This is a genomic window from Streptomyces sp. NBC_01520, assembly GCF_045040375.1.
Taxonomy (GTDB): Bacteria; Actinomycetota; Actinomycetes; order Streptomycetales; family Streptomycetaceae; genus Streptomyces.
In genome coordinates, this window is the sequence record NZ_CP109404.1 from 251,349 (window position 1) to 270,882 (window position 19,534).

At 72.4% G+C, this 19,534-nt stretch carries 14 protein-coding genes; 13 read left to right on the plus strand and 1 reads right to left on the minus strand.

Annotation, left to right across the window (positions count from 1 at the left end; all coding sequences use genetic code 11):
- Positions 1–173 precede the first annotated feature (173 nt).
- The 5 genes from mutA (at position 174) to rho (ending at position 7,634) form a co-directional block, all read left to right on the plus strand.
- Positions 174–2,027, plus strand: coding sequence for a methylmalonyl-CoA mutase small subunit (gene mutA / locus OG524_RS01170; RefSeq protein WP_405392864.1), 1,854 nt, complete (start codon positions 174–176; stop codon positions 2,025–2,027).
- On the plus strand, positions 2,027–4,303 hold the full coding sequence (gene scpA / locus OG524_RS01175; RefSeq protein WP_405392863.1) for a methylmalonyl-CoA mutase: 2,277 nt from the start codon (positions 2,027–2,029) through the stop codon (positions 4,301–4,303). The genes mutA and scpA overlap by 1 nt, the downstream gene beginning before the upstream one ends.
- An 11-nt stretch (positions 4,304–4,314) precedes the next feature.
- On the plus strand, positions 4,315–5,349 hold the full coding sequence (meaB, locus tag OG524_RS01180; protein WP_405392862.1) for a methylmalonyl Co-A mutase-associated GTPase MeaB: 1,035 nt from the start codon (positions 4,315–4,317) through the stop codon (positions 5,347–5,349).
- 25 nt (positions 5,350–5,374) lie between these two features.
- Positions 5,375–6,250 (plus strand): polysaccharide deacetylase family protein, encoded by an 876-nt coding sequence (locus OG524_RS01185; protein WP_405808615.1) that lies wholly within the window; start codon positions 5,375–5,377, stop codon positions 6,248–6,250.
- Positions 6,251–6,494: 244 nt separating this feature from the next.
- On the plus strand, positions 6,495–7,634 hold the full coding sequence (rho, locus tag OG524_RS01190; protein ID WP_405392860.1) for a transcription termination factor Rho: 1,140 nt from the start codon (positions 6,495–6,497) through the stop codon (positions 7,632–7,634).
- 77 nt (positions 7,635–7,711) lie between these two features.
- Here the strand turns inward: rho and pgm are convergent, their stop codons facing one another.
- Positions 7,712–9,358: a phosphoglucomutase (alpha-D-glucose-1,6-bisphosphate-dependent) gene (gene pgm / locus OG524_RS01195; RefSeq protein WP_405808618.1), complete on the minus strand. Its 1,647-nt coding sequence runs from the start codon at positions 9,356–9,358 to the stop codon at positions 7,712–7,714.
- A gap of 642 nt (positions 9,359–10,000) precedes the next feature.
- On the opposite strand from pgm, the gene OG524_RS01200 reads away from it, so the two are divergent.
- From OG524_RS01200 to OG524_RS01235, 8 genes are read left to right on the plus strand one after another with little or no spacing between them, the layout of a single operon-like run.
- The gene (locus OG524_RS01200; RefSeq protein ID WP_405808620.1) at positions 10,001–11,170 is read left to right on the plus strand and encodes a glycosyltransferase family 4 protein; all 1,170 of its coding nucleotides are present in this window, start codon (positions 10,001–10,003) and stop codon (positions 11,168–11,170) included.
- The gene (locus OG524_RS01205) at positions 11,167–12,681 is read left to right on the plus strand and encodes an exopolysaccharide biosynthesis polyprenyl glycosylphosphotransferase (RefSeq protein ID WP_405808622.1); all 1,515 of its coding nucleotides are present in this window, start codon (positions 11,167–11,169) and stop codon (positions 12,679–12,681) included. The genes OG524_RS01200 and OG524_RS01205 overlap by 4 nt, the downstream gene beginning before the upstream one ends.
- Before the next feature lie 3 nt (positions 12,682–12,684).
- On the plus strand, positions 12,685–14,076 hold the full coding sequence (locus OG524_RS01210; protein WP_405392856.1) for an O-antigen ligase family protein: 1,392 nt from the start codon (positions 12,685–12,687) through the stop codon (positions 14,074–14,076).
- Positions 14,073–15,701, plus strand: coding sequence for a murein biosynthesis integral membrane protein MurJ (gene murJ, locus OG524_RS01215; RefSeq protein WP_405808624.1), 1,629 nt, complete (start codon positions 14,073–14,075; stop codon positions 15,699–15,701). The genes OG524_RS01210 and murJ overlap by 4 nt, the downstream gene beginning before the upstream one ends.
- A complete protein-coding gene (locus OG524_RS01220; protein ID WP_405808626.1) occupies positions 15,691–16,470 on the plus strand; it encodes a polysaccharide deacetylase family protein in 780 nt (259 codons plus the stop codon). The genes murJ and OG524_RS01220 overlap by 11 nt, the downstream gene beginning before the upstream one ends.
- Positions 16,467–17,603, plus strand: a complete 1,137-nt coding sequence (locus OG524_RS01225; RefSeq protein ID WP_405808628.1) for a glycosyltransferase — start codon at positions 16,467–16,469, stop codon at positions 17,601–17,603. Before OG524_RS01220 ends, OG524_RS01225 begins: the two co-directional genes overlap by 4 nt.
- The gene (locus tag OG524_RS01230; RefSeq protein ID WP_405392852.1) at positions 17,600–18,271 is read left to right on the plus strand and encodes a YveK family protein; all 672 of its coding nucleotides are present in this window, start codon (positions 17,600–17,602) and stop codon (positions 18,269–18,271) included. Before OG524_RS01225 ends, OG524_RS01230 begins: the two co-directional genes overlap by 4 nt.
- A complete protein-coding gene (locus OG524_RS01235; protein WP_405808630.1) occupies positions 18,268–19,434 on the plus strand; it encodes a GNAT family N-acetyltransferase in 1,167 nt (388 codons plus the stop codon). The genes OG524_RS01230 and OG524_RS01235 overlap by 4 nt, the downstream gene beginning before the upstream one ends.
- Positions 19,435–19,534: the final 100 nt, after the last annotated feature.

A 19,534-nucleotide genomic window follows, 5' to 3' on the forward strand; every position in this document is an offset into this window, starting at 1 on the left:
CTCACGGTGCTGGGTCGCCAAAGCATAACTTCGGTCATTAAGTGACGCACTGTGAAGAACCATGACCAAGAGAACTTCACCCCCTTACTCACAGGATCGCGTGCGTTCCGGAGAGTGCAAGGTCACAGCCGGTTCTACTGATGCCACCAAAAGTGCTGCCCTAGCATCTGAGCATGACGGTCCTGCCTGCTGACGGGCTCTCTCTGGCCGCCGATTTCCCTGACCCCTCCCACGACCAGTGGCAGAGCCTTGTCGAAGGTGTACTGCGCAAGTCGGGCAAGGACGTCACGGGCACGGCCGCCGAGGAAGCGCTGTCCACCGCGCTCGGGGACGGGCTCACCGCCCGGCCCCTGTACACCTCCGACGACACCTCAGCCGACCCCGGATTCCCTGGCTTTGCCCCCTTCGTCCGGGGCAACAGGGCTGCGGGGAACACCGCGGCCGGCTGGGACGTACGACAACACCACGCCCTGACGGATCCCGTACGCCTGAACGAGGCGCTGCTCGGCGATCTGGAGAACGGCGTCACCTCGCTCTGGCTCACCGTGGGCGGGCCCGGCGGGGTTCCCGCCTCGGGCCTCGCCCGTGCGCTGGACGGCGTGTACCTCGATCTGGCACCCGTCGCCCTCGACGCCGGCGACGACTTCGAACCCGCGGTGCGCGCGCTGCTGGCACTCCACGAGACGCGCGGAGTGGCGAAGGACGCGGTACGCGGCAGCCTCGGGGCGGACCCGCTCGGGCGGACTGCCCGTACCGGCACGGAGCCGGACCTGACGGCCGCCGTCCACTGGGCGCGGGTGTGCGGCCGCGAGTACCCGGGGCTGCGCGCCCTGACCGTGGACGCGCTGCCGTACCACGAGGCGGGCGGTTCGGCCGCGGAGGAGCTGGGGCTCTCGCTGGCTACGGGCGTCGCCTATCTGCGGGCGCTGACCGCGGCGGGACTCTCCGCCGAAGAGGCCTGCCACCAGCTGGAGTTCCGCTACGCGGCGACGGCCGACCAGTTCCTGACGATCGCCAAGCTGCGCGCCGCACGGCGTCTGTGGGCCCGGGTGGCCGAGGTGTGCGGGGCGAGGGCGGCGGGTGCGCAGCACCAGCACGCGGTGACCTCGTCGGTGATGATGACCCGCCGCGATCCGTGGGTGAACATGCTGCGGACGACGCTGGCCTGCCTGGGGGCGGGTGTCGGCGGGGCCGACTCCGTCACCGTACTGCCGTTCGATCATGCTCTGGGGCTGCCGGACGCGTTCGCCCGGCGGATCGCGCGCAACACGTCGACGATCCTGATGGAGGAGTCTCATCTGGCCCGGGTCATCGACCCGGCGGGCGGCTCCTGGTACGTGGAGCGGCTGACCGATGAACTGGCCGCCGCCGCCTGGTCCTTCTTCCAGGAGGTGGAGCGGGCGGGCGGTCAGGCCGCCGCGCTGCGCTCCGGCATGGTCGGGGAACGGCTCGCGGCCACCTGGGCCGCGCGCGGCAGGGACCTGGCGCGGCGCAAGGAGCCGGTGACCGGGGTCAGCGAGTTCCCGAATCTGGACGAGCGGTCCGTGGAGCGCGAGTCCGCGCCCGCCGGCCCCTCGGGTGGTCTGCCGAAGGTACGCCGCGACGAGGCGTTCGAGGCGCTGCGGGCCAGGTCGGACCGCCATCTGGCGGCCACGGGAAGTCGCCCGAAGGTGTTCCTCGCGGCCCTGGGACCCGCCGCGGTGCACACGGGGCGGGCGTCCTTCGCGGCGAATCTCTTCCGCGCGGGCGGGATCGAGCCCGTCCACGAGCCGGCTTCCGTGGACGTGTCGACCGCGGGCGGCGCCTTCGCCGCCACGGGGGCGACGATCGCCTGCCTGTGCTCCGGGGACGCGCTCTACGCCGAGCAGGCGGAGGCCGTCGCCGGAGAGCTCCGGTCCGCCGGCGCCGAGCAGGTCTTCCTCGCGGGCCGGCCGGGCGGTTACACCGGTGTCGACGCCCATGTGTTCGCCGGCTGCGACGTGGTCGCCTTCCTCTCCTCCGCACTCGACCGCATGGGAGTGGCGTGATGCAGACCCCTCAGACCCCTGTGACCTCACAGACCCCGGTGACCTCGGAGGCCTCCGAGACCGCCGTGGCGGGCAACCCGGTACCGGACTTCGCCGATATCCCCCTGTCCGCCGGGACCGCAGCCGACGGATCCGCCGACCGGTGGAGTGCCGCGGTGAAGGAGTCGACCGGCGCGTCCGAGGACGAGCTGCTCTGGGAGACGCCGGAGGGTATCGCGGTCAAGCCGCTGTACACCGGGCAGGACCTGGAGGGCCTGGACTTCCTGAACACGCGCCCGGGCATCGCCCCGTATCTGCGCGGCCCGTACCCCACGATGTACGTCAACCAGCCGTGGACCATCCGGCAGTACGCAGGATTCTCCACGGCCGAGGAGTCCAACGCCTTCTACCGGCGCAATCTGGCCGCCGGGCAGAAGGGTCTCTCCGTCGCGTTCGACCTGCCCACCCACCGCGGCTACGACAGCGACCACCCCCGGGTGACCGGTGACGTCGGCATGGCGGGCGTGGCGATCGACTCGATCTACGACATGCGCCAGCTCTTCGACGGCATCCCGCTGGACAGGATGTCGGTGTCGATGACGATGAACGGCGCGGTGCTGCCCGTACTGGCGCTGTACATCGTGGCCGCCGAGGAGCAGGGCGTCGCACCGGAGAAGCTGGCCGGGACCATTCAGAACGACATCCTCAAGGAGTTCATGGTCCGCAACACCTACATCTATCCGCCCGGCCCCTCGATGCGGATCATCTCCGACATCTTCGCGTTCACCTCGCAGAAGATGCCGCGTTACAACTCCATCTCCATCTCCGGTTACCACATCCAGGAGGCGGGTGCGACGGCCGATCTGGAGCTGGCGTACACGCTGGCCGACGGTGTGGAGTACCTGCGGGCCGGGCAGGCCGCGGGGCTCGACGTGGACGCGTTCGCGCCGCGGCTCTCGTTCTTCTGGGCAATCGGCATGAACTTCTTCATGGAGATCGCGAAGCTGCGGGCGGCCCGGCTGCTGTGGGCGAAGCTGGTCAAGGAGTTCGGGCCGAAGAACGCCAAGTCGCTCTCCCTGCGCACCCATTCGCAGACGTCGGGCTGGTCGCTGACGGCGCAGGACGTGTTCAACAACGTGACGCGGACGTGCGTGGAGGCGATGGCCGCAACCCAGGGCCACACCCAGTCGCTGCACACCAACGCGCTGGACGAGGCGCTGGCCCTGCCGACGGACTTCTCCGCCCGGATCGCCCGCAACACCCAGCTGCTGCTCCAGCAGGAGTCGGGTACCGGCCGGGTCATCGACCCGTGGGGCGGCAGCGCGTACGTGGAGAAGCTGACGTACGACCTGGCGCGGCGGGCCTGGCAGCACATCGAGGAGGTGGAGGCGGCCGGCGGCATGGCGAAGGCGATCGACGCGGGCATCCCGAAGCTCCGGATCGAGGAGGCCGCGGCCCGTACCCAGGCGCGGATCGACGCGGGGCGCCAGCCGGTCATCGGGGTCAACAAGTACCGGGTGGAGACGGACGAGAAGATCGACGTGCTCAAGGTCGACAACTCCTCGGTGCGCACCCAGCAGGTCGAGAAGCTGCGGCGGCTGCGCGAGGAGCGGGACGAGGCGGTCTGCCAGGACGCCCTGCGCGCGCTGACGGCGGCGGCCGAGCGGGACCCGGGGCCGGGGCTCGAAGGCAATCTGCTGGCCCTGGCGGTCGACGCGGCCCGCGCGATGGCCACGGTCGGCGAGATCTCGGACGCGCTGGAGAAGGTGTACGGGAGGCACTCGGGCCAGATCCGTACGATCTCCGGGGTGTACCGCAAAGAGGCAGGAGAGTCCCCCTCCGTGGACCGTACCCGCACGCTGGTCGACGTCTTCGAGGCGGCGGAGGGGCGGCGGCCTCGCATCCTGGTCGCGAAGATGGGCCAGGACGGCCACGACCGCGGCCAGAAGGTGATCGCGACGGCCTTCGCCGACCTGGGCTTCGACGTCGACGTCGGCCCCCTGTTCCAGACGCCGGGCGAGGTCGCCCGGCAGGCGGTCGAGGCGGACGTGCACATCGTGGGCGTCTCGTCGCTGGCCGCCGGGCACCTCACGCTCGTACCGGCGCTCCGCGCGGAGCTGGCGGCGGAGGGCCGGGAGGACATCATGATCGTGGTGGGTGGGGTGATTCCGCCGCAGGACGTCGAGGCGCTGCACGAGGCGGGGGCCGCAGCGGTTTTCCCGCCCGGCACCGTGATCCCGGACGCCGCGCACGACCTGGTCGCGCGGCTCGGTGCCGCGCTGGGCCACGAGCTGTGAGCCGCTGACGGATGGCGCGAGACATCGACATCGACGCGTACGTCAAGGGTGTGCTCGACGGGAAGCGTGCCTTCGTGGCCCGCGCGATCACTCTCGTCGAGTCGACCCGTGCCGATCACCGGGTGCTGGCGCAGCGGTTGCTGGGCGAGCTGCTGCCGCATTCGGGGCGGGCCAGACGCATCGGGATCAGCGGGGTGCCGGGCGTGGGGAAGTCCACGTTCATCGACGCGCTCGGGACCCTGCTGACGGGGCTCGGGCACCGGGTAGCGGTGCTGGCGGTGGATCCGTCGTCCAGCCGTACGGGCGGTTCCATCCTGGGCGACAAGACCCGGATGGAGCGGCTGGCCGTGGACGCCCGGGCGTTCGTCCGCCCCTCCCCCACGGCGGGAACGCTCGGCGGGGTGGCCAGGGCGACCCGCGAGTCCATGGTGGTGATGGAGGCGGCGGGTTACGACGTGGTGCTGGTGGAGACGGTCGGGGTCGGGCAGTCGGAGACGGCGGTCGCGAACATGGTCGACACGTTCCTGCTGCTCACCCTGGCCCGTACCGGCGACCAGCTGCAGGGCATCAAGAAGGGCGTCCTGGAGCTGGCCGACGCCATCGCGGTCAACAAGGCGGACGGCCCGCACGAGCGCGACGCGCGTTCGGCCGCTCGTGAACTGGCGGGTGCGCTACGGCTGATGCATCCGGTGGACGCGGCGTGGACTCCTCCGGTGCTCACCTGCAGCGCCCGGGAGTCGACCGGTCTGGACGAGCTCTGGGAGCGGCTGGAGCAGCACCGTACGCTGCTGGACTCCACCGGGCGGCTCACGGCCAAGCGCCGGGAGCAGCAGGTGGACTGGACGTGGACGATGGTCCGCGACGAGCTGCTGGACAGTCTGCGCAGCCACGCGGCGGTGCGCGCCCTCGCTCCTGGGCTCGAACAGCGCGTACGTGGGGGCGAGTTGACGGCCTCGCTGGCCGCGGAGCAGATCCTCGGGGCGTTCCGGGGCGGTGCGGCGGGTACGCCGGACCCGGTCGGCGGAAAGAATCCGGAGGACGGCTGAGCGCCGTTCGCCCATAGTGGGTGCGGTGACCGACGACACCGCACCCACGACCGTCTCCGGTAAGCTGCTGGGGTTCGCGCCCGATGCCCGGGTGCTCATCGTCAACTGCGACGACTTCGGGATGTACCACGCGGTCAACTCCGCGGTCGTCGCGTCGATCGAGGACGGTATCGCGGCCTCGTGCAGCCTCATGGTGCCGTGCCCGTGGGCGTCGCACGGCATGCGTCTGCTCCGCGAACGGCCTCAGATCCCGTTCGGGATCCACCTCACGCTGGTCCGCGACACGACGGACCACCGCTGGGGGCCGCTGAGCGCGAAGGACAGGGTTCCCTCGCTGCTGGACGACGCGGGTGAGCTCTTCACGCCTGCGGGCATCCCCGAACTGCTGGGCCGGGCCCGCCCGGAGGAGGTCGAGCGCGAGTTCCGCGCGCAGATCGACGCCGTCGTGGACACCGGGCTCCGGCCGACCCACCTCGACTGGCACTGTCTGGAGGACGGCGGGCGCGAGGACATTCTCGACCTGACCGTGGCCCTGGCCGGGGAGTACGGCCTGGCGGTACGGATCTGGCTCCCGCCGGCCAGGGAGAAGATGCTGCGCCTGGGCCGGCCCGTCACGGACCATGACTTCCTGGACAGTTTCTCGCTGGACCTCGACGGCAAGGCGGCACGCTATGCCGAGCTGCTGCGGTCCCTTCCGGCCGGGCTGAGCGAGTGGGCGGTGCACCCGGGGCTGGGTGACGCGGAAGCCCGCGCGATCGACGGCGGATGGCGGGTGCGCAGCACGGACCATGCCTTCCTGACGTCGCCGGAGGCGCGCGAGATCGTGCGGCAGGAGGGGATCGTGGTGACGGACTACCGCACGGTCCAGCAGGTCTGGTCCGGGTCGGCTGCAGCGCGGTAGCAAGGCTGCTCCCTTCCCGTATCCGTTCTCGCGTGCTACGTTGCGAGCAGCACATGTGTACGCCCCCTTCTTCGGGCGCCGGTGCTGTTTTTTCTCTCTCGCTGTCGCGCCCGTCCTTCGACGACCGGCGATCCAGCTTCCTCTGTCCGGTCCGGGCTCATTCAGCCCGTCGTACGAGGCGTGTTTTCTGCCGCCTTCGCTTCGCCGGACCTCTCATTCGCCATGTCCGCGAAAGGACCCACCCATGACCAGCACACTCGAACGCCCCGTCGCCCAGCAGGGCAGCCCTGTCCGCGCCGCCGGTGTCCTCGACACCACGAACGACGGACACGGCGTACTGCGCACCGACGGCGGCCGTCCCTCCCCCGGCGACATCCGCGTGTCGCCCGCCCTGATCCGGCAGCACGGCCTGCGCAAGGGCGATGTCGTCGAGGGCACCTGCGAGCGCCCCCGCGCCCTGTCCCATGCCGACTCGGTCAACGGCCGTGCGGTGCGGGAGCTCCGGGGCCGTCCGCACTTCCGCGACCTCACTCCGCTGCACCCCCGGGAGCGCCTGCGCCTGGAGACCCCGAACGGCGGTCCTGCCCCGCGCATCGTCGATCTGGTGTCCCCCGTCGGTAAGGGGCAGCGCGGACTGATCGTCGCTCCGCCGAAGACCGGGAAGACCGTGCTGCTGCAGCAGCTCGCCGCGGCCGTCGCCGTCAACCACCCCGAGTGCCACCTGATGGTGGTCCTCCTGGACGAACGCCCGGAAGAGGTCACGGACATGCGCCGTTCCGTCCGGGGCGAGGTGTACGCCTCCACGTTCGACCGGCCCGCGAAGGAGCACATCGCGCTCGCGGACCTCGCCGTGGAACGCGCCAAGCGGCTCGTCGAGCAGGGCCGGGACGTCGTGATCCTGCTCGACTCCCTCACCCGGCTGTGCCGGGCCCACAACAACGCGGCCGGGGCCGGCGGACGCACCCTGAGCGGTGGTGTCGACGCCGCGGCTCTCACGGGACCCAAGAAGCTGTTCGGCGCGGCGCGGCTCGCCGAGGAGGGTGGTTCGCTGACCATCCTGGCGACCGTGCTGGTGGACACCGGCTCCCGGGCCGACGACTACTTCTTCGAGGAGCTCAAGAGCACCGGCAACATGGAGCTCCGCCTCGACCGCACGCTGGCCGGCAGGCGCGTCTTCCCCGCCGTCGACATCACGCCCTCGGGCACCCGCCGCGAGGAACTCCTGCTGTCGGCGTCGGAGCTGACAGCCGTACGGGGGCTGCGGCGCGCGCTGCGGACCCGGGACAGCCACTCGATGCTCGAGGCGCTGCTGGACAAGGTCCGCAGGACCCCGGACAACGCCACGTTCCTCCGGCAGGTCCAGCACACCGTTCCCGAGGCATGACGGTGTGTCAGGGCCGACCGGCCGGCGTCCGGACCCCGGAACGGACCCCGGACGCCGGGGTCCGCCCGGGGGTCCGCTCAGGCCGTGCCGCCCAGCGCCTCGGAAACCAGGGCACGGGCCTCGTCCTGGACCCTGGCCAGGTGTTCGGCGCCCTGGAAGCTCTCCGCGTACACCTTGTAGACGTCCTCGGTGCCGGAGGGCCGGGCCGCGAACCAGGCGCTGTCGGTGCAGACCTTGAGGCCTCCGATCGCGGCGCCGTTGCCGGGTGCCTCCGTGAGGACCGCCGTGATGGGCTCGCCGGCCAGCGTGTCCGCGGTGACCTGTTCCGGGGAGAGCCGGGCCAGTACCGCCTTCTCCTCGCGCGTCGCGGGGGCGTCGACCCGTGCGTAGGCGGGGTCGCCGAACCGTGCGGTGAGCTCGCCGTAGTGCTGGGAGGGTGTGGAACCGGTGACGGCGGTGATCTCCGAGGCCAGCAACGCCAGCAGGATGCCGTCCTTGTCGGTGGTCCACACCCGGCCGTCACGGCGCAGGAACGACGCCCCGGCCGACTCCTCGCCGCCGAAGCCGAGGGTGCCGCCGAAGAGTCCGTCGACGAACCACTTGAATCCCACCGGAACCTCCACCAGTTGCCGGCCCAGGTCCGCGGCCACCCGGTCGATCATGGAGGAGGAGACCAGGGTCTTCCCGATGCCGGTACCGGCCGGCCAGCCCTCGCGGTGCGAGTAGAGGTAGCGGATGGCGACGGCCAGGTAGTGGTTGGGGTTCATCAGCCCGCCGTCGGGGGTGACGATGCCGTGCCGGTCGGCGTCCGCGTCGTTGCCGGTGGCGATGGTGTAGGCGTCGCGCTGTTCGATCAGGGAGGCCATGGCGTACGGGGAGGAGCAGTCCATGCGGATCTTCCCGTCCCAGTCCAGCGTCATGAACCGCCAGGTGGGGTCCGCCAGCGGGTTGACCACGGTGAGGTCGAGCCGGTGGCGTTCGGCGATCCGGCCCCAGTAGGCGACCGACGCGCCGCCGAGGGGGTCGGCGCCGATCCGGATCCCCGCATCGCGTACGGCGTCCAGGTCCAGGACGGCCGGGAGGTCGTCGACGTAGGCGGTCAGGAAGTCGTGCCGTCCGGTGGTGTCGGCGGCGAGCGCGCGGTCGTGGGGAATCCGCCGTACCCCCTTCAGCCCGTCCTCGATCAGGGCGTTGGCCCGGTCCTGGATCCAGGAGGTGGCGTCCGAGCCGGCCGGACCGCCGTGGGTCGGGTTGTACTTGAAGCCCCCGTCGGCGGGCGGGTTGTGCGAGGGCGTGACCACGATGCCGTCGGCGAGTCCGGTGGTGCGGTCCCGGTTGTACGTCAGGATGGCGTGCGAGACGGCCGGGGTGGGCGTGTAGCCGTCGTCGGTGTCGATCAGGACGGTGGCCCCGTTGGCTGCGAGCACCTCCAGCGCGGTGATCCGGGCGGGTTCGGACAGCGCATGGGTGTCGGCGCCTAGGAACAGCGGCCCGTCGGTGCCCTGCCGGGCCCGGTATTCGCAGATGGCCTGCGTGGTGGCGGCGATGTGATCGTCGTTGAAGGCCGCCGACAGGGCGGAGCCGCGGTGCCCCGAGGTGCCGAAGGCGACGCGCTGGCCGGGCTCGGACGGGTCGGGGCGGACGGTGTAATAGGCCGTCACCAGCCGTGCCACGTCGACCAGATCACCGGGCTGCGCCGGCTGACCGGCCCGTTCGTGAACCATCGCTTCTCCTCTGTGTTCGCCGGTGGGCCCGGCTGTACGGGGGCCGCCGACGGGCGGACGATCATCACGAGTTGTACCTGATGCCGTTCCCGCGGCCACACCCCCGGGTCGGGCGGACGGACCAGCAGTACATCCGGGGTCCGGTGTACACCCGGCGCTTTCGCCAAGATTGGCCGGTTCGCACGGAAGCCGCGCCGCGACGGCGCGGGCAGGGTGCCGTCGACTGGGGCAGGCGGCTGCCGGCCGCGGGAAGAGAACCGGAAGGCGCGCAAAGGGCATGCCCAACCCGACGGCCATTACCCGCACTTTACCGACCACCGGATTGGCGGTGCGCGATTCCGCGACGAATTGCGGAGCACCCTGGCACCGGGCGAATGCATACGGACCTTTTCATCATGCGGCACGGTCCGGAACACATACGAAGACCGGCATCTGACACGCCGCAGCACACCGGAAATCCTCCCGCAATCCCCACCCGAGGGTAATCTGTGCGGACAGATGCGCGAGTCCTACGCGTTTTCGCACGCACTGTCTGTCAAAGTGCACTTCGGTTTTACCCACTTGATCTCTGCCTCCGAAATTCTGGGCCGCCGGTGTTCACCCGATCCGGCTCCCCGGGGGCATGTGAGAAGAGAGCCGTGCGTGCTGCAGAAGAGTTGCACCGAGGAAAGTCGCCTGACGGTCCTTCATTTGGTCCAGCCGGTGGAGGGGGGCGTCGCACGGGTCGTGACGGACCTCGTCGCCGCGCAGGTCCGGGCGGGACTGCGGCCTGTGGTCGCCTGTCCGCCCGGCGGGTCGCTGGCGTCGGAGGCGGCCGCCGCCGGGGCACGTGTGTGCCTCTGGCCCGCGGAGCGTGTTCCGGGCCCCCGGCTGGGGCGTGAGATCGCCACCGCGAGCCGGCTGATCCGCGCCTGCGCCCCCGATGTGATCCACGCCCACAGCTCCAAGGCGGGGCTCGCGGGGCGGCTCGCCGTCCGGGGCAGGGTTCCGACCGTGTTCCAGCCGCACGCCTGGTCGTTCGAGGCCCTGGAGGGCCGAGCGGCCGGGATGGCGATGGCCTGGGAGCGGTTCGGGGCCCGGTGGAGCGACCGTATCCTCTGCGTCAGCGAGTCCGAACGCCGGGCGGGTCAGCGGGCCGGCATCGCCGCCCGCTGGTCGGTGATCCGCAACGGCATCGACCTCGGCCGCTTCCGGCCCGGCTGTGGTCAGGCGGCTGCCCGCGCCGGCCTGGCCCTGCTGGAGGGCGTTCCGGCCGACGCACCCCTGGTCGTGTGCGTCGGACGGCTGAGCCGGCAGAAGGGCCAGGACGTCCTGCTGCGGGCCTGGGCCCGGTCCCCCGTCGGGGACGCTCGGCTCGTCCTGGTCGGCGACGGACCGTACGGGGACGAGCTGCGGCGCACCGCGCCTGCCGGGGTGGTGTTCGCGGGGGCGAGCGGGGACGTACGGCCGTGGATCCACGCGGCCGACGTGCTCGTGCTCCCGTCGCGCTGGGAGGGCATGGCGCTGGCCCCGCTGGAGGCCATGGCCTGCGGCCTGCCCGTCCTGTTGTCCGACGTCAACGGCGCCAGGGAGAGCCTGCCGCCGGGCCACGCACCCCACTGCCTCGTGCCGCCCGAGGACCCTGCCGCCCTCGCGGCGGCGCTCACCGCCCTGCTGGCCGATCCGGCGCTGCGGACGGAGCTGGGCCGCACGGCAGAGCGGCACACCCGGTCGGTCTTCGACGTGACGAAGACCGCGGACGCGGTCCTGGGCCTCTACCGGGAACTTGTCGGCCAGTCCCGCCCCACGACGAGGAAGCGCACCGAGCGATGACGACGGAGAGTGCACCGGCCCCCCGATCCGCCCAGGCGACGGCCGTACGCCGTGCGGCTTCCGCGATCCGTCCCCCGCGCGGCGGGAGCGGTCGCGCGCGGTCCGTGCGGGCCGCCGGGAGCCGCGGAGGATGGGCACCCGTCACCGGCCTCGTGGCCGCGGACGGGCTGGCGCTGGGCCTGGCGCTCGCCCTGGTGGCCCCGGTGCCCTGGCCACCGGGTGTCCTTCTCCTGCAGGCCGCGGCCCAGCTGCTCCTGAACGCCTGTCGGGGCCTTTACCGGATCGGACTGTCCCCGTCCGTCCTGGCGGAACTGCCCGCGCTCTGCGGCCTGGCGCTGGTGCAGTGGTACGCCACCGCCGAGGTGCTCGGCGCGTACGACCCCCGCTACGGCATGGGCTGGACGGCGCTGGCCCTCGCGGCGGGCGCCCAGACGTTGCTGGGCAGCGGGGCGCGCGCCGCGGTCCACCGGGCCCGGCTCCGGTGGGCCGCCCGGAATCCGCAGTCCACTCTGGTGATGGGCGAGGGGCCGACGGCCGACCGGGTCATGGTGGTGCTGCAGGAGCACCCGGAGTACGGACTCCGGCCGGTCGGCCGGGTGGGCTCCGGCGGCCCCGTGGACGCCGGCCCCGAATCCGCGGCTGCCCCGGCGGACGCGGCGGCGCTGCCGGTCCTGCCCGTCCTCGCGGATTCGCAGGACGTCGCCCGGGCCGTCATCCAGAACTCCGTGCGGCACGCCGTCTTCACGGTCCCGCCCGAGTCCGCACCCGACGGGGCGGCGCTCGTCGAGCTGTTCGTGCGGCACGGCTGCCGGGTATGGCTGATCACCGATCAGGGAACGCCCGTCGCCGGTCCGTCGGTGTCCCGGCAGGACCGGCCGGACCACCTGTGGGGTTTCGCCGCCCACCCGCTGCACGGGGGTCCCCACAGACCGGTCGCACACCGGGTGAAGCGTGCGATGGACGCCGTTCTCGCCATGGTCGCCCTGGTCGCGGCCGCCCCGGTGATGGCCGTCTGCGCACTCGCCGTACGCGTGTGTGACGGCAGGGGTGTGATCTTCCACCAGGAGCGCATCGGCCGGCACGGGCGGCCGTTCGTCCTGCTGAAGTTCCGCACCCTGCGTCCGTCCGACGCGCACGAGTCCGCCACCCGGTGGAACGTGTCGGACGACGGGCGTATGAGCCACGTCGGCAGGACGCTGCGCCGGACCTCGCTGGACGAGCTGCCGCAGCTGTGGAACGTGGTGCGCGGCGACATGAGCCTGGTGGGGCCGCGTCCCGAACGCCCGTACTTCGTCCAGCAGTTCAGCCGAATCCACCCCGGCTACCGGGCCCGGCACCGGATGCCGGTCGGCATCACGGGACTGGCCCAGGTGCACGGTCTGCGCGGGGACACCTCGATCGAGGACCGCGCCCGCTTCGACAACCTGTACATCGAGACCTGGTCGCTCTGGCAGGACGTGTGCGTCCTCGCGCGCACGGCCGGCTCGCTGTTCCGGCTCGGAGGCAGCTGAACCGTGACGCTCACCGTGACCACCGCTCCCGCGGTCCCCGCCGTACGTTCCGCGCCGGCGCCCGTACCTTCCGCTCCGGCGCATCCGTTCCTGCGCCGGTGGCGCGGCAGATGGCCGGTGCTCCCCCTGGTCGGCACCGTGCTGCTGCTGGCCGTTCCCGCCGACGGGACGGGGGCCGGCACCGTGTACGGCGTCCCTCCGGCCGATCTGCTCTCGGGCGTGGCCGTGCTCGTCTGCCTGGGGCGTCTGGTGTTCCTGCGTGCCCGTCCGCTCACCCGGGCCGGGGCGTTCGTCCTCGGCCTGCCGGCCGCGGGGCTCGCCGTGGCCACGGTGACCGCAGCGGACCCGATGGCCGCACTGCCGGGCTTCGTCCGGTACCTCCAGATCTTCGTCCTGGTCCCCGCTGCCGTCCTGTTGCTGGTCAGGGACGCCCACGGGTTCCGGATCATCACGGGTTCGCTCGTACTGCTCGCGCTCGTCCAGGGCGCGACGGGCGCGCACCAGTACGCCACCGGTTCCGGGGCCTCGTACATGGGTGAGGACATCCGGGCCGTCGGCACGTTCGGCGCCGGTGATGTGATGGGGATGGCCACGGTCGTCGGCTACGGGCTGCTCGCGGCGGCCGCGTACGCCCTCCGCACCCCTTCGGGCGCACCCCGGTGGCTGCGGCTCGGCGCCCCGGTGACGGCCGCCCTGCTGGTCGTTCCGCTCACGCTGTCCTTCAGCCGGGGAGCCTGGATCGCGACGGCGGCGGGCGCCCTGACCGTGATCGCGGCGGCCGGGGCCCGGCAGGCCGTGCGCTCGCTGGCGGTGCTGATCGCTGCCGGGGTCGTGCTCGTCGGCGGTTTCGGCGTGGGGTCCGTGATGATCTCGCAGCGGCTCACCAGCATCACCGAGGTGACCAGCGCACCCGACCGGTCGGTCAACGACCGCTACACCATGTGGGCCGCGGCAGCCGGGATGTGGCGCGAGCAGCCCGCGACCGGCGTCGGTCTCAAGGGCTTCCCGGCCCACCGGGACGGACACGCCTCGATCGGTCTCTCGGCCGGCAGTGACATCGCGGGCGCCGGGCAGGACTTCGTGAAGCAGCCGCTGCTGTCCCCCCACAACATGTATCTGCTCGTCCTGAGCGAGCAGGGCCTCATCGGTTTCACCGTGCTGGTGGGCTCCTGGGCGGCGCTGCTGGTCGGCGGGGTGCGCAGACTGGTGCTCACCCGGTCGCGGGGGGCCGCGGCAGTCGACTGCGGTCTCGCCGCCGTCGGGCTGATGACCTGGCAGACCGTCGACTTCCTGTACGCGGACATCGGCGGCCCCTCCACCGTGCTCACCGGGATCGTGCTCGGTCTGGCCGCGTGGTGGGCGCTGGCCGGCCCGGAAAGGGCGACCGCCGCGTGACCGGGACCGTTACGGGAACAGCCGGGCAGACAGCCGTTCCCGGAACATCCACGCCTGTTGTTCCACCGCGGCCCGGGGGGTTCCCCGCCCGGGCCGCGGCGGGCGCCGCCGGTCTCACGGTGATCGCGGCACTGCTCGGGCTCGTGCGGGACCAGGCCATCGCCCAGCTGTTCGGCGCCAGTCATGACAGCGACGCGTTCCTCATCGCGTGGACCGTGCCGGAGATGGCCGCCACGCTGCTGATCGAGGACGGGATGGCACTGCTGCTGGTCCCCGCCTTCAGCCATGCCCTGACGCGGCGCGCGGCCGGCGATTCCCCGGACGATCCCGTCCGCGCGCTCGTCGCCGGCACCTTTCCCCGGCTGTTCACCGCCCTGGCGTGCGCGGGCGTGCTGCTCGCCCTCGGTGCCCCGTGGGTCGTGGGTGTCCTGGCGCCGGGACTCGACGATCCCTCGCTCGCCGTGGACTGCACGCGGCTGACGGCCGTCACCGTGCTCACCTTCGGCGTGACGGGGTACTTCAGCGCGGCGCTGCGGGCGCACGGCCGTTTCCTGGCCCCGGCCGGTGTCTACATCGCGTACAACATCGGCATCATCGGGATGACGCTCGCGCTGCATTCCCTCTGGGGGGTGCGCGCGGCGGCGGCCGGGGTCGCCGTCGGCAGTGTGTTCATGATCCTCACCCAGCTGCCGGCGTTCGTGCGGCTGGTGCCGCGGCGGAAGCCGGGCGTGCCGCGGCGGCGGGGGGCACGGCCGGGGGTGTCCGCGCTGCTCGGCGCCTCCGCCCTCGCGCCCGTGGTGCTGTTCGTGGTGAGCCGTCAGGCGCAGGTGTTCGTGGAGCGGTTCCTCGCGTCGTCGCTGTCCGACGGCGCGATCTCCCACCTCAACTACGCACAGAAGGTCGCGCAGCTGCCGATGGTGCTGTCCATGATGATCTGCACGGTGACCTTCCCGGTGGTCGCCAGGGCCATGGCGGCCGGGGACCGGGAGGGTGCCCGGCGACGGGTGGAGCGCGATCTCGCGCTGGCCGGCACGGTCGTGCTGCTGGGCACCGCGATGGTGCTGGGGTACGCCCCCCGGATCGTCGAAGTCCTCTTCCAGCACGGCGCGTTCGACGCCGCGGACACCGCGGACACGGCCGGGGTCATGCGCGTCTACGCGCTCGGCCTCCTCGGCCACACCCTGGTCGGAGCCCTGTGCAGGCCGTACTTCGCGACGGGGACGCCCACCTGGTATCCGCTCCGCGCGATGGGCGTGGGCCTGCTGGTCACCGTCGGTGCGGGGCTGGTGTTGACCGGCCCGTTCGGTGTCGACGGCATCGCGGCGGCCAACGCGATCGGCATCAGCACGGCCGCGGTGCTGATGCTCCTGGGGCTGGGCTCGCGTGCGGTGGCTGTCCGGGCAGGTGCCGTGGCGCTCGCGCTCGGCCGGCCCGCGGCGGCCTCGACGGTCGCCGGGACCACGGGCTGGCTCGCCTCCTCCCTGACGGCGAATCCGGTGCTCAGCCTGGCAGCCGGCTGCTTCCTCGTACCCATGGCGTTCCTTCTCGCCGGACTCGCGCTCAGAGCTCCCGAAGCCGTCCATCTGCTGGCCCTCATCCGACAGAGGTTCTCCCATGGCCGCTGACACCTCGGCGCCCCGTGCCGTCCCGTACATCCGCCGATCCCAGCCCTGGATCCTCACCTACCACTCGGTGACCGACCCGACGGACGATCCGTACGGCATCACCGTCTCCGCCGGCCGTCTGGACGAGCAGCTGACCTGGCTGCGGCGCCGGGGTCTCACCGGGGTGGGCGTCACCGCGCTGCTGCGGGCACACGCCGCCGGACGGCGCGGGCTGGTCGGGCTGACCTTCGACGACGGGTACGCCGACTTCCTCCACGAGGCGCTGCCGGTGCTGCTCCGGCACGGCTGCTCGGCGACGGTGTTCGTCCTGCCCGGCCGGGCGGGCGGCTCCAACGCCTGGGATCCGCTCGGTCCGCGGAAGCCGCTGCTCACCGAGGAGGGCATCCGCGCGCTCGCCGGGGCGGGCATGGAGATCGGCTCGCACGGTATGCGCCACCGGGATCTGACGGCGCTGGCCGACGACGAGCTGCGTGAGGAGACGCACGGCAGCCGGGAGGCGATCCGCCGTCTCACCGGAACGGGACCGGCGGGCTTCTGCTATCCGTACGGCACCGCCGACCGGCGGGTGGTCGCGTCGGTGCGCGACGCCGGGTACGCGTACGGCTGCGCCCTCACCCCCGGCCCTCTGCTGGGGCCGCTGGCCCTGCCCCGTACGCATGTCAGTCATGCCGACCGGGGTGCCCGGCTCCGCGCGAAGGCGGTCCGGCACCGGCTGCGGCACCGGACCACCGCCGCTCCCGTCGGCCGGGCGGGGGGCGAGGGACGGTGAAGGTCCTGCACATCATCACCGGCCTCGGTATCGGCGGGGCCGAGCAGCAGTTGAGGCTGCTGCTGCGTCATCTGCCGGTGCGCTGCGACGTCGTGACGCTCACCAATCCTGGGGCGGTCGCCGAGGGACTGCGCGCCGACGGCGTCCGGGTGCGGAACCTCGCGATGAACGGAAACCGGGACCTCACCGCCGTGCCCAGGCTGACCCGGCTCATCCGCCGGGGGGCCTACGACCTCGTGCACACGCACCTGTACCGGGCCTGTGTGTACGGCCGGATCGCGGCGCGGCTCGCGGGGACCACCTCGGTGGCGACGGAGCATTCGCTGGGGCGCGCGGAGATCGAGGGGCGCCCGCTCACCCGTGGCACCCGGGCGCTCTATCTGCGCACCGAGCGGCTCGGAGCGGCGACGGTGGCCGTCTCCGGCACCGTCGCCGGCCGGCTGCGCGACTGGGGTGTACCGGCCGCACGGATCCACACGGTGCCCAACGGAATCGATGTGGCGGCCTTCCGTTTCGACCACGCGCAACGGCGCGCGACCCGTGCGCTGCTCGGCATTCCCGACGACGCCTTCGTGGTCGGGGGCGTGGGCAGGCTCGTACCAGGAAAGCGCTTCGACCTGCTGATCCGCGCCGTCGCGGCTCTCCCCGGTGCCTGGCTCGTGCTGGCCGGGGAGGGGCCGGAGGCCGGTGCGCTGCGTGCCCTGGCCACCCGGTCGGGGGTCGCGGATCGCGTCCGATTCCTCGGAGGGTGCGGGGCGGGGGGCGACACGCCCGGCATTCCCCCGGTGCTGTGGGCCATGGACACCTTCGTCTCGGCGTCCCGCGAGGAGACCTTCGGCCTGGCCGTCGTCGAGGCACTGGCCGCCGGACTGCCCGTCGTGCACGGTGTCTGTCCCGCCGTCGACGACCTGCCCCCCGGCCTCGCTCCGGACACCGTCCGCCTCGGCTCCCTCACTGATCCCGTCGGTGAGTTGACGACCGCGGTGCGCCACCGGATGGCGAGCGGCACCCGCAGGCTGCCGCCCCCGCCGGCCGTGGACCGCTATGACATCAGGCTCAGCGGCGAACGCCTCATGAACGTCTACGCACACGCCCTCGACCCCGCCCCCTCGACCGAGAGAGCCCACTCATGACCGACTCGCCCGAGCCGCAGCCGACCGACCCCGGCCGGCGTCCGCGCAGGCTCCGCCCCGCGTTCGTACCGCCCCGTTGGTGGCCCCTGCCCGCCTGCGTCCTGATCGGAACGGCGTGCGGGCTGTCCTACGGGCTGCTCGCCCGGCCCGAGTACGCGTCCACCAGCTACGCCATGGTGACCGCGGGCAAGGACATCGACCCGGCGGCGGCACTGGGTTACGCGCAGTCGTACGGCCGACTGGCCACCAGCGACGCGACCCTGGCCTACGCCCGTGGCGCCGCCGGGGAGCCGGTGCGCGAACTGCGCACCCATGTGCGGTCCGAGACCTCCCCCGACTCGCCGATGATCGCGATCACCGGCACGTCGGCGGATCCGCGCCGGGCCGCCGACATCGCCAACGCGGTGACCGAGGCCGTGGTCGTCAGCAGCGGGCACGTCGCCAAGGACACCGGGGTGAAGCTGATCAAGTTCTCGGACGCCGTGCGCCCGGTCGAGCCGGTCTCCCCCTCCGTACCGCTCGGCACGGCCGTGGGTGCGAGCGCGGGCGGCCTGATCGGCGGGCTGGTCCTCCTCGTCCGGCCCCGTCCGGGGCGACGGGACGTCACCGCCCAGGTGCCGGGCCCCGCCCAGGCGGCCCCGGCCGATGAACGGGAGCTCGTCCGATGACCTCAGCCCGTTCCGGCCGGCTCTCCGTCACTCTGTGCCGGGATCTGCGGGAGTTCTCCGCGCTCGCCGGGGAATGGGACGCGCTGCACCGCCGCTGCCCGACCGCGACCCCGTTCCAGAGCCATGCCTGGCTCCATTCCTGGTGGCTGTCCTACGGAGTCCCGGGGCGGCTCCGGGTGGTCCTGGCCCGTCGCGGGGACCGGCTGATCGGCGCGGCTCCCCTGATGCTCGCGCACCGGCCGATGCCCCTGCTGGTGGCCATGGGCGGTGCGATCTCCGACTTCTTCGACATCCTCGTCGACGGCGGGTGCGCCGACGACGCGGTCGCCGCTCTGGAGCGCGGACTCGTCCGGGCCGCCGTGCACACCGTGATCGATCTGCGGGAGGTACGGCCCGACGCCTCGGCCCAGTCGCTGTTCGGGCTCTGGTCCGGGGCCCGGAGCAGACTCACCGACTCGACCTGCATGGAGCTGCCGGCCCTGCCGATCGCCTCCCTGATCGAGCGGATGCCGGGCTCGCGTGCGCAACGGGCCCGGGCCAAGCTGCGCAAGACCGACGCCACGGGCATCGAGTGCCACCCGGTGCCCGGCCACCGGGTGGCGGGTGCGGTCGACACCCTGCTGCGCCTGCACGAACTCCAGTGGCGTGGCCGCGGGATCAACCCCGAGCACCTGCGCCCCCGCTTCCGCGCGCACCTGGTGCGCTCCACCCGCCGGATGGTGCGCGACGGGGAGGCCTCGCTCCGGGAGTTCCTTCTCGACGGAGAGGTGGTGGCCGCCGATCTTGCACTCCGGTCCGCGCTGCTGACGGGCGGCTATCTGTACGGCGCCGATCCCCGGCTCAGGGAAAGGAAGGTGGACGTGTCCTCGATGCTGCTGCGCGAGGTGGCCGAGCAGGCGGCGAGCACCGGGTGCGGGGTGCTGAGTCTGCTGCGCGGCTCGGAGCAGTACAAGAACCACTGGGCGCCGGAGCCGGTCGTCAATCAGCGTCTGCTGCTGGCCCGTTCCTCCCTGGAGCCGATGCTGCGACTGAGGGAGTCACAGGTGGCGGTGCGGGACAGGGCCGCGGAGACCGTGAAGGCCCGCTTCCCCGCCGCGCGCGACTGGCACGGCCGGCTGAGCGGATTCCCGGCCTCGGGACTGCCGATGGCGGGCCGGAACTGACGAAGGATTACGACTTTTCGACCGATCCGTTACCGTCTGTCGATTCCCGCGTTGTCAGGGCATACCGGCCGCACGTTCTGTGGCCGGTTTCGACCCCTCC

Bases quoted from the DNA above. Each gene is read 5' to 3' on its own strand.
- mutA (WP_405392864.1), top strand. From the start codon at position 174: ATGACGGTCCTGCCTGCTGACGGGCTCTCTCTGGCCGCCGATTTCCCT.
- scpA (WP_405392863.1), top strand. From the start codon at position 2,027: ATGCAGACCCCTCAGACCCCTGTGACCTCACAGACCCCGGTGACCTCG.
- meaB (WP_405392862.1), top strand. From the start codon at position 4,315: ATGGCGCGAGACATCGACATCGACGCGTACGTCAAGGGTGTGCTCGAC.
- rho (WP_405392860.1), top strand. From the start codon at position 6,495: ATGACCAGCACACTCGAACGCCCCGTCGCCCAGCAGGGCAGCCCTGTC.
- pgm (WP_405808618.1), bottom strand. From the start codon at position 9,358: ATGGTTCACGAACGGGCCGGTCAGCCGGCGCAGCCCGGTGATCTGGTC.
- OG524_RS01205 (WP_405808622.1), top strand. From the start codon at position 11,167: ATGACGACGGAGAGTGCACCGGCCCCCCGATCCGCCCAGGCGACGGCC.
- OG524_RS01220 (WP_405808626.1), top strand. From the start codon at position 15,691: ATGGCCGCTGACACCTCGGCGCCCCGTGCCGTCCCGTACATCCGCCGA.
- OG524_RS01230 (WP_405392852.1), top strand. From the start codon at position 17,600: ATGACCGACTCGCCCGAGCCGCAGCCGACCGACCCCGGCCGGCGTCCG.
- OG524_RS01235 (WP_405808630.1), top strand. From the start codon at position 18,268: ATGACCTCAGCCCGTTCCGGCCGGCTCTCCGTCACTCTGTGCCGGGAT.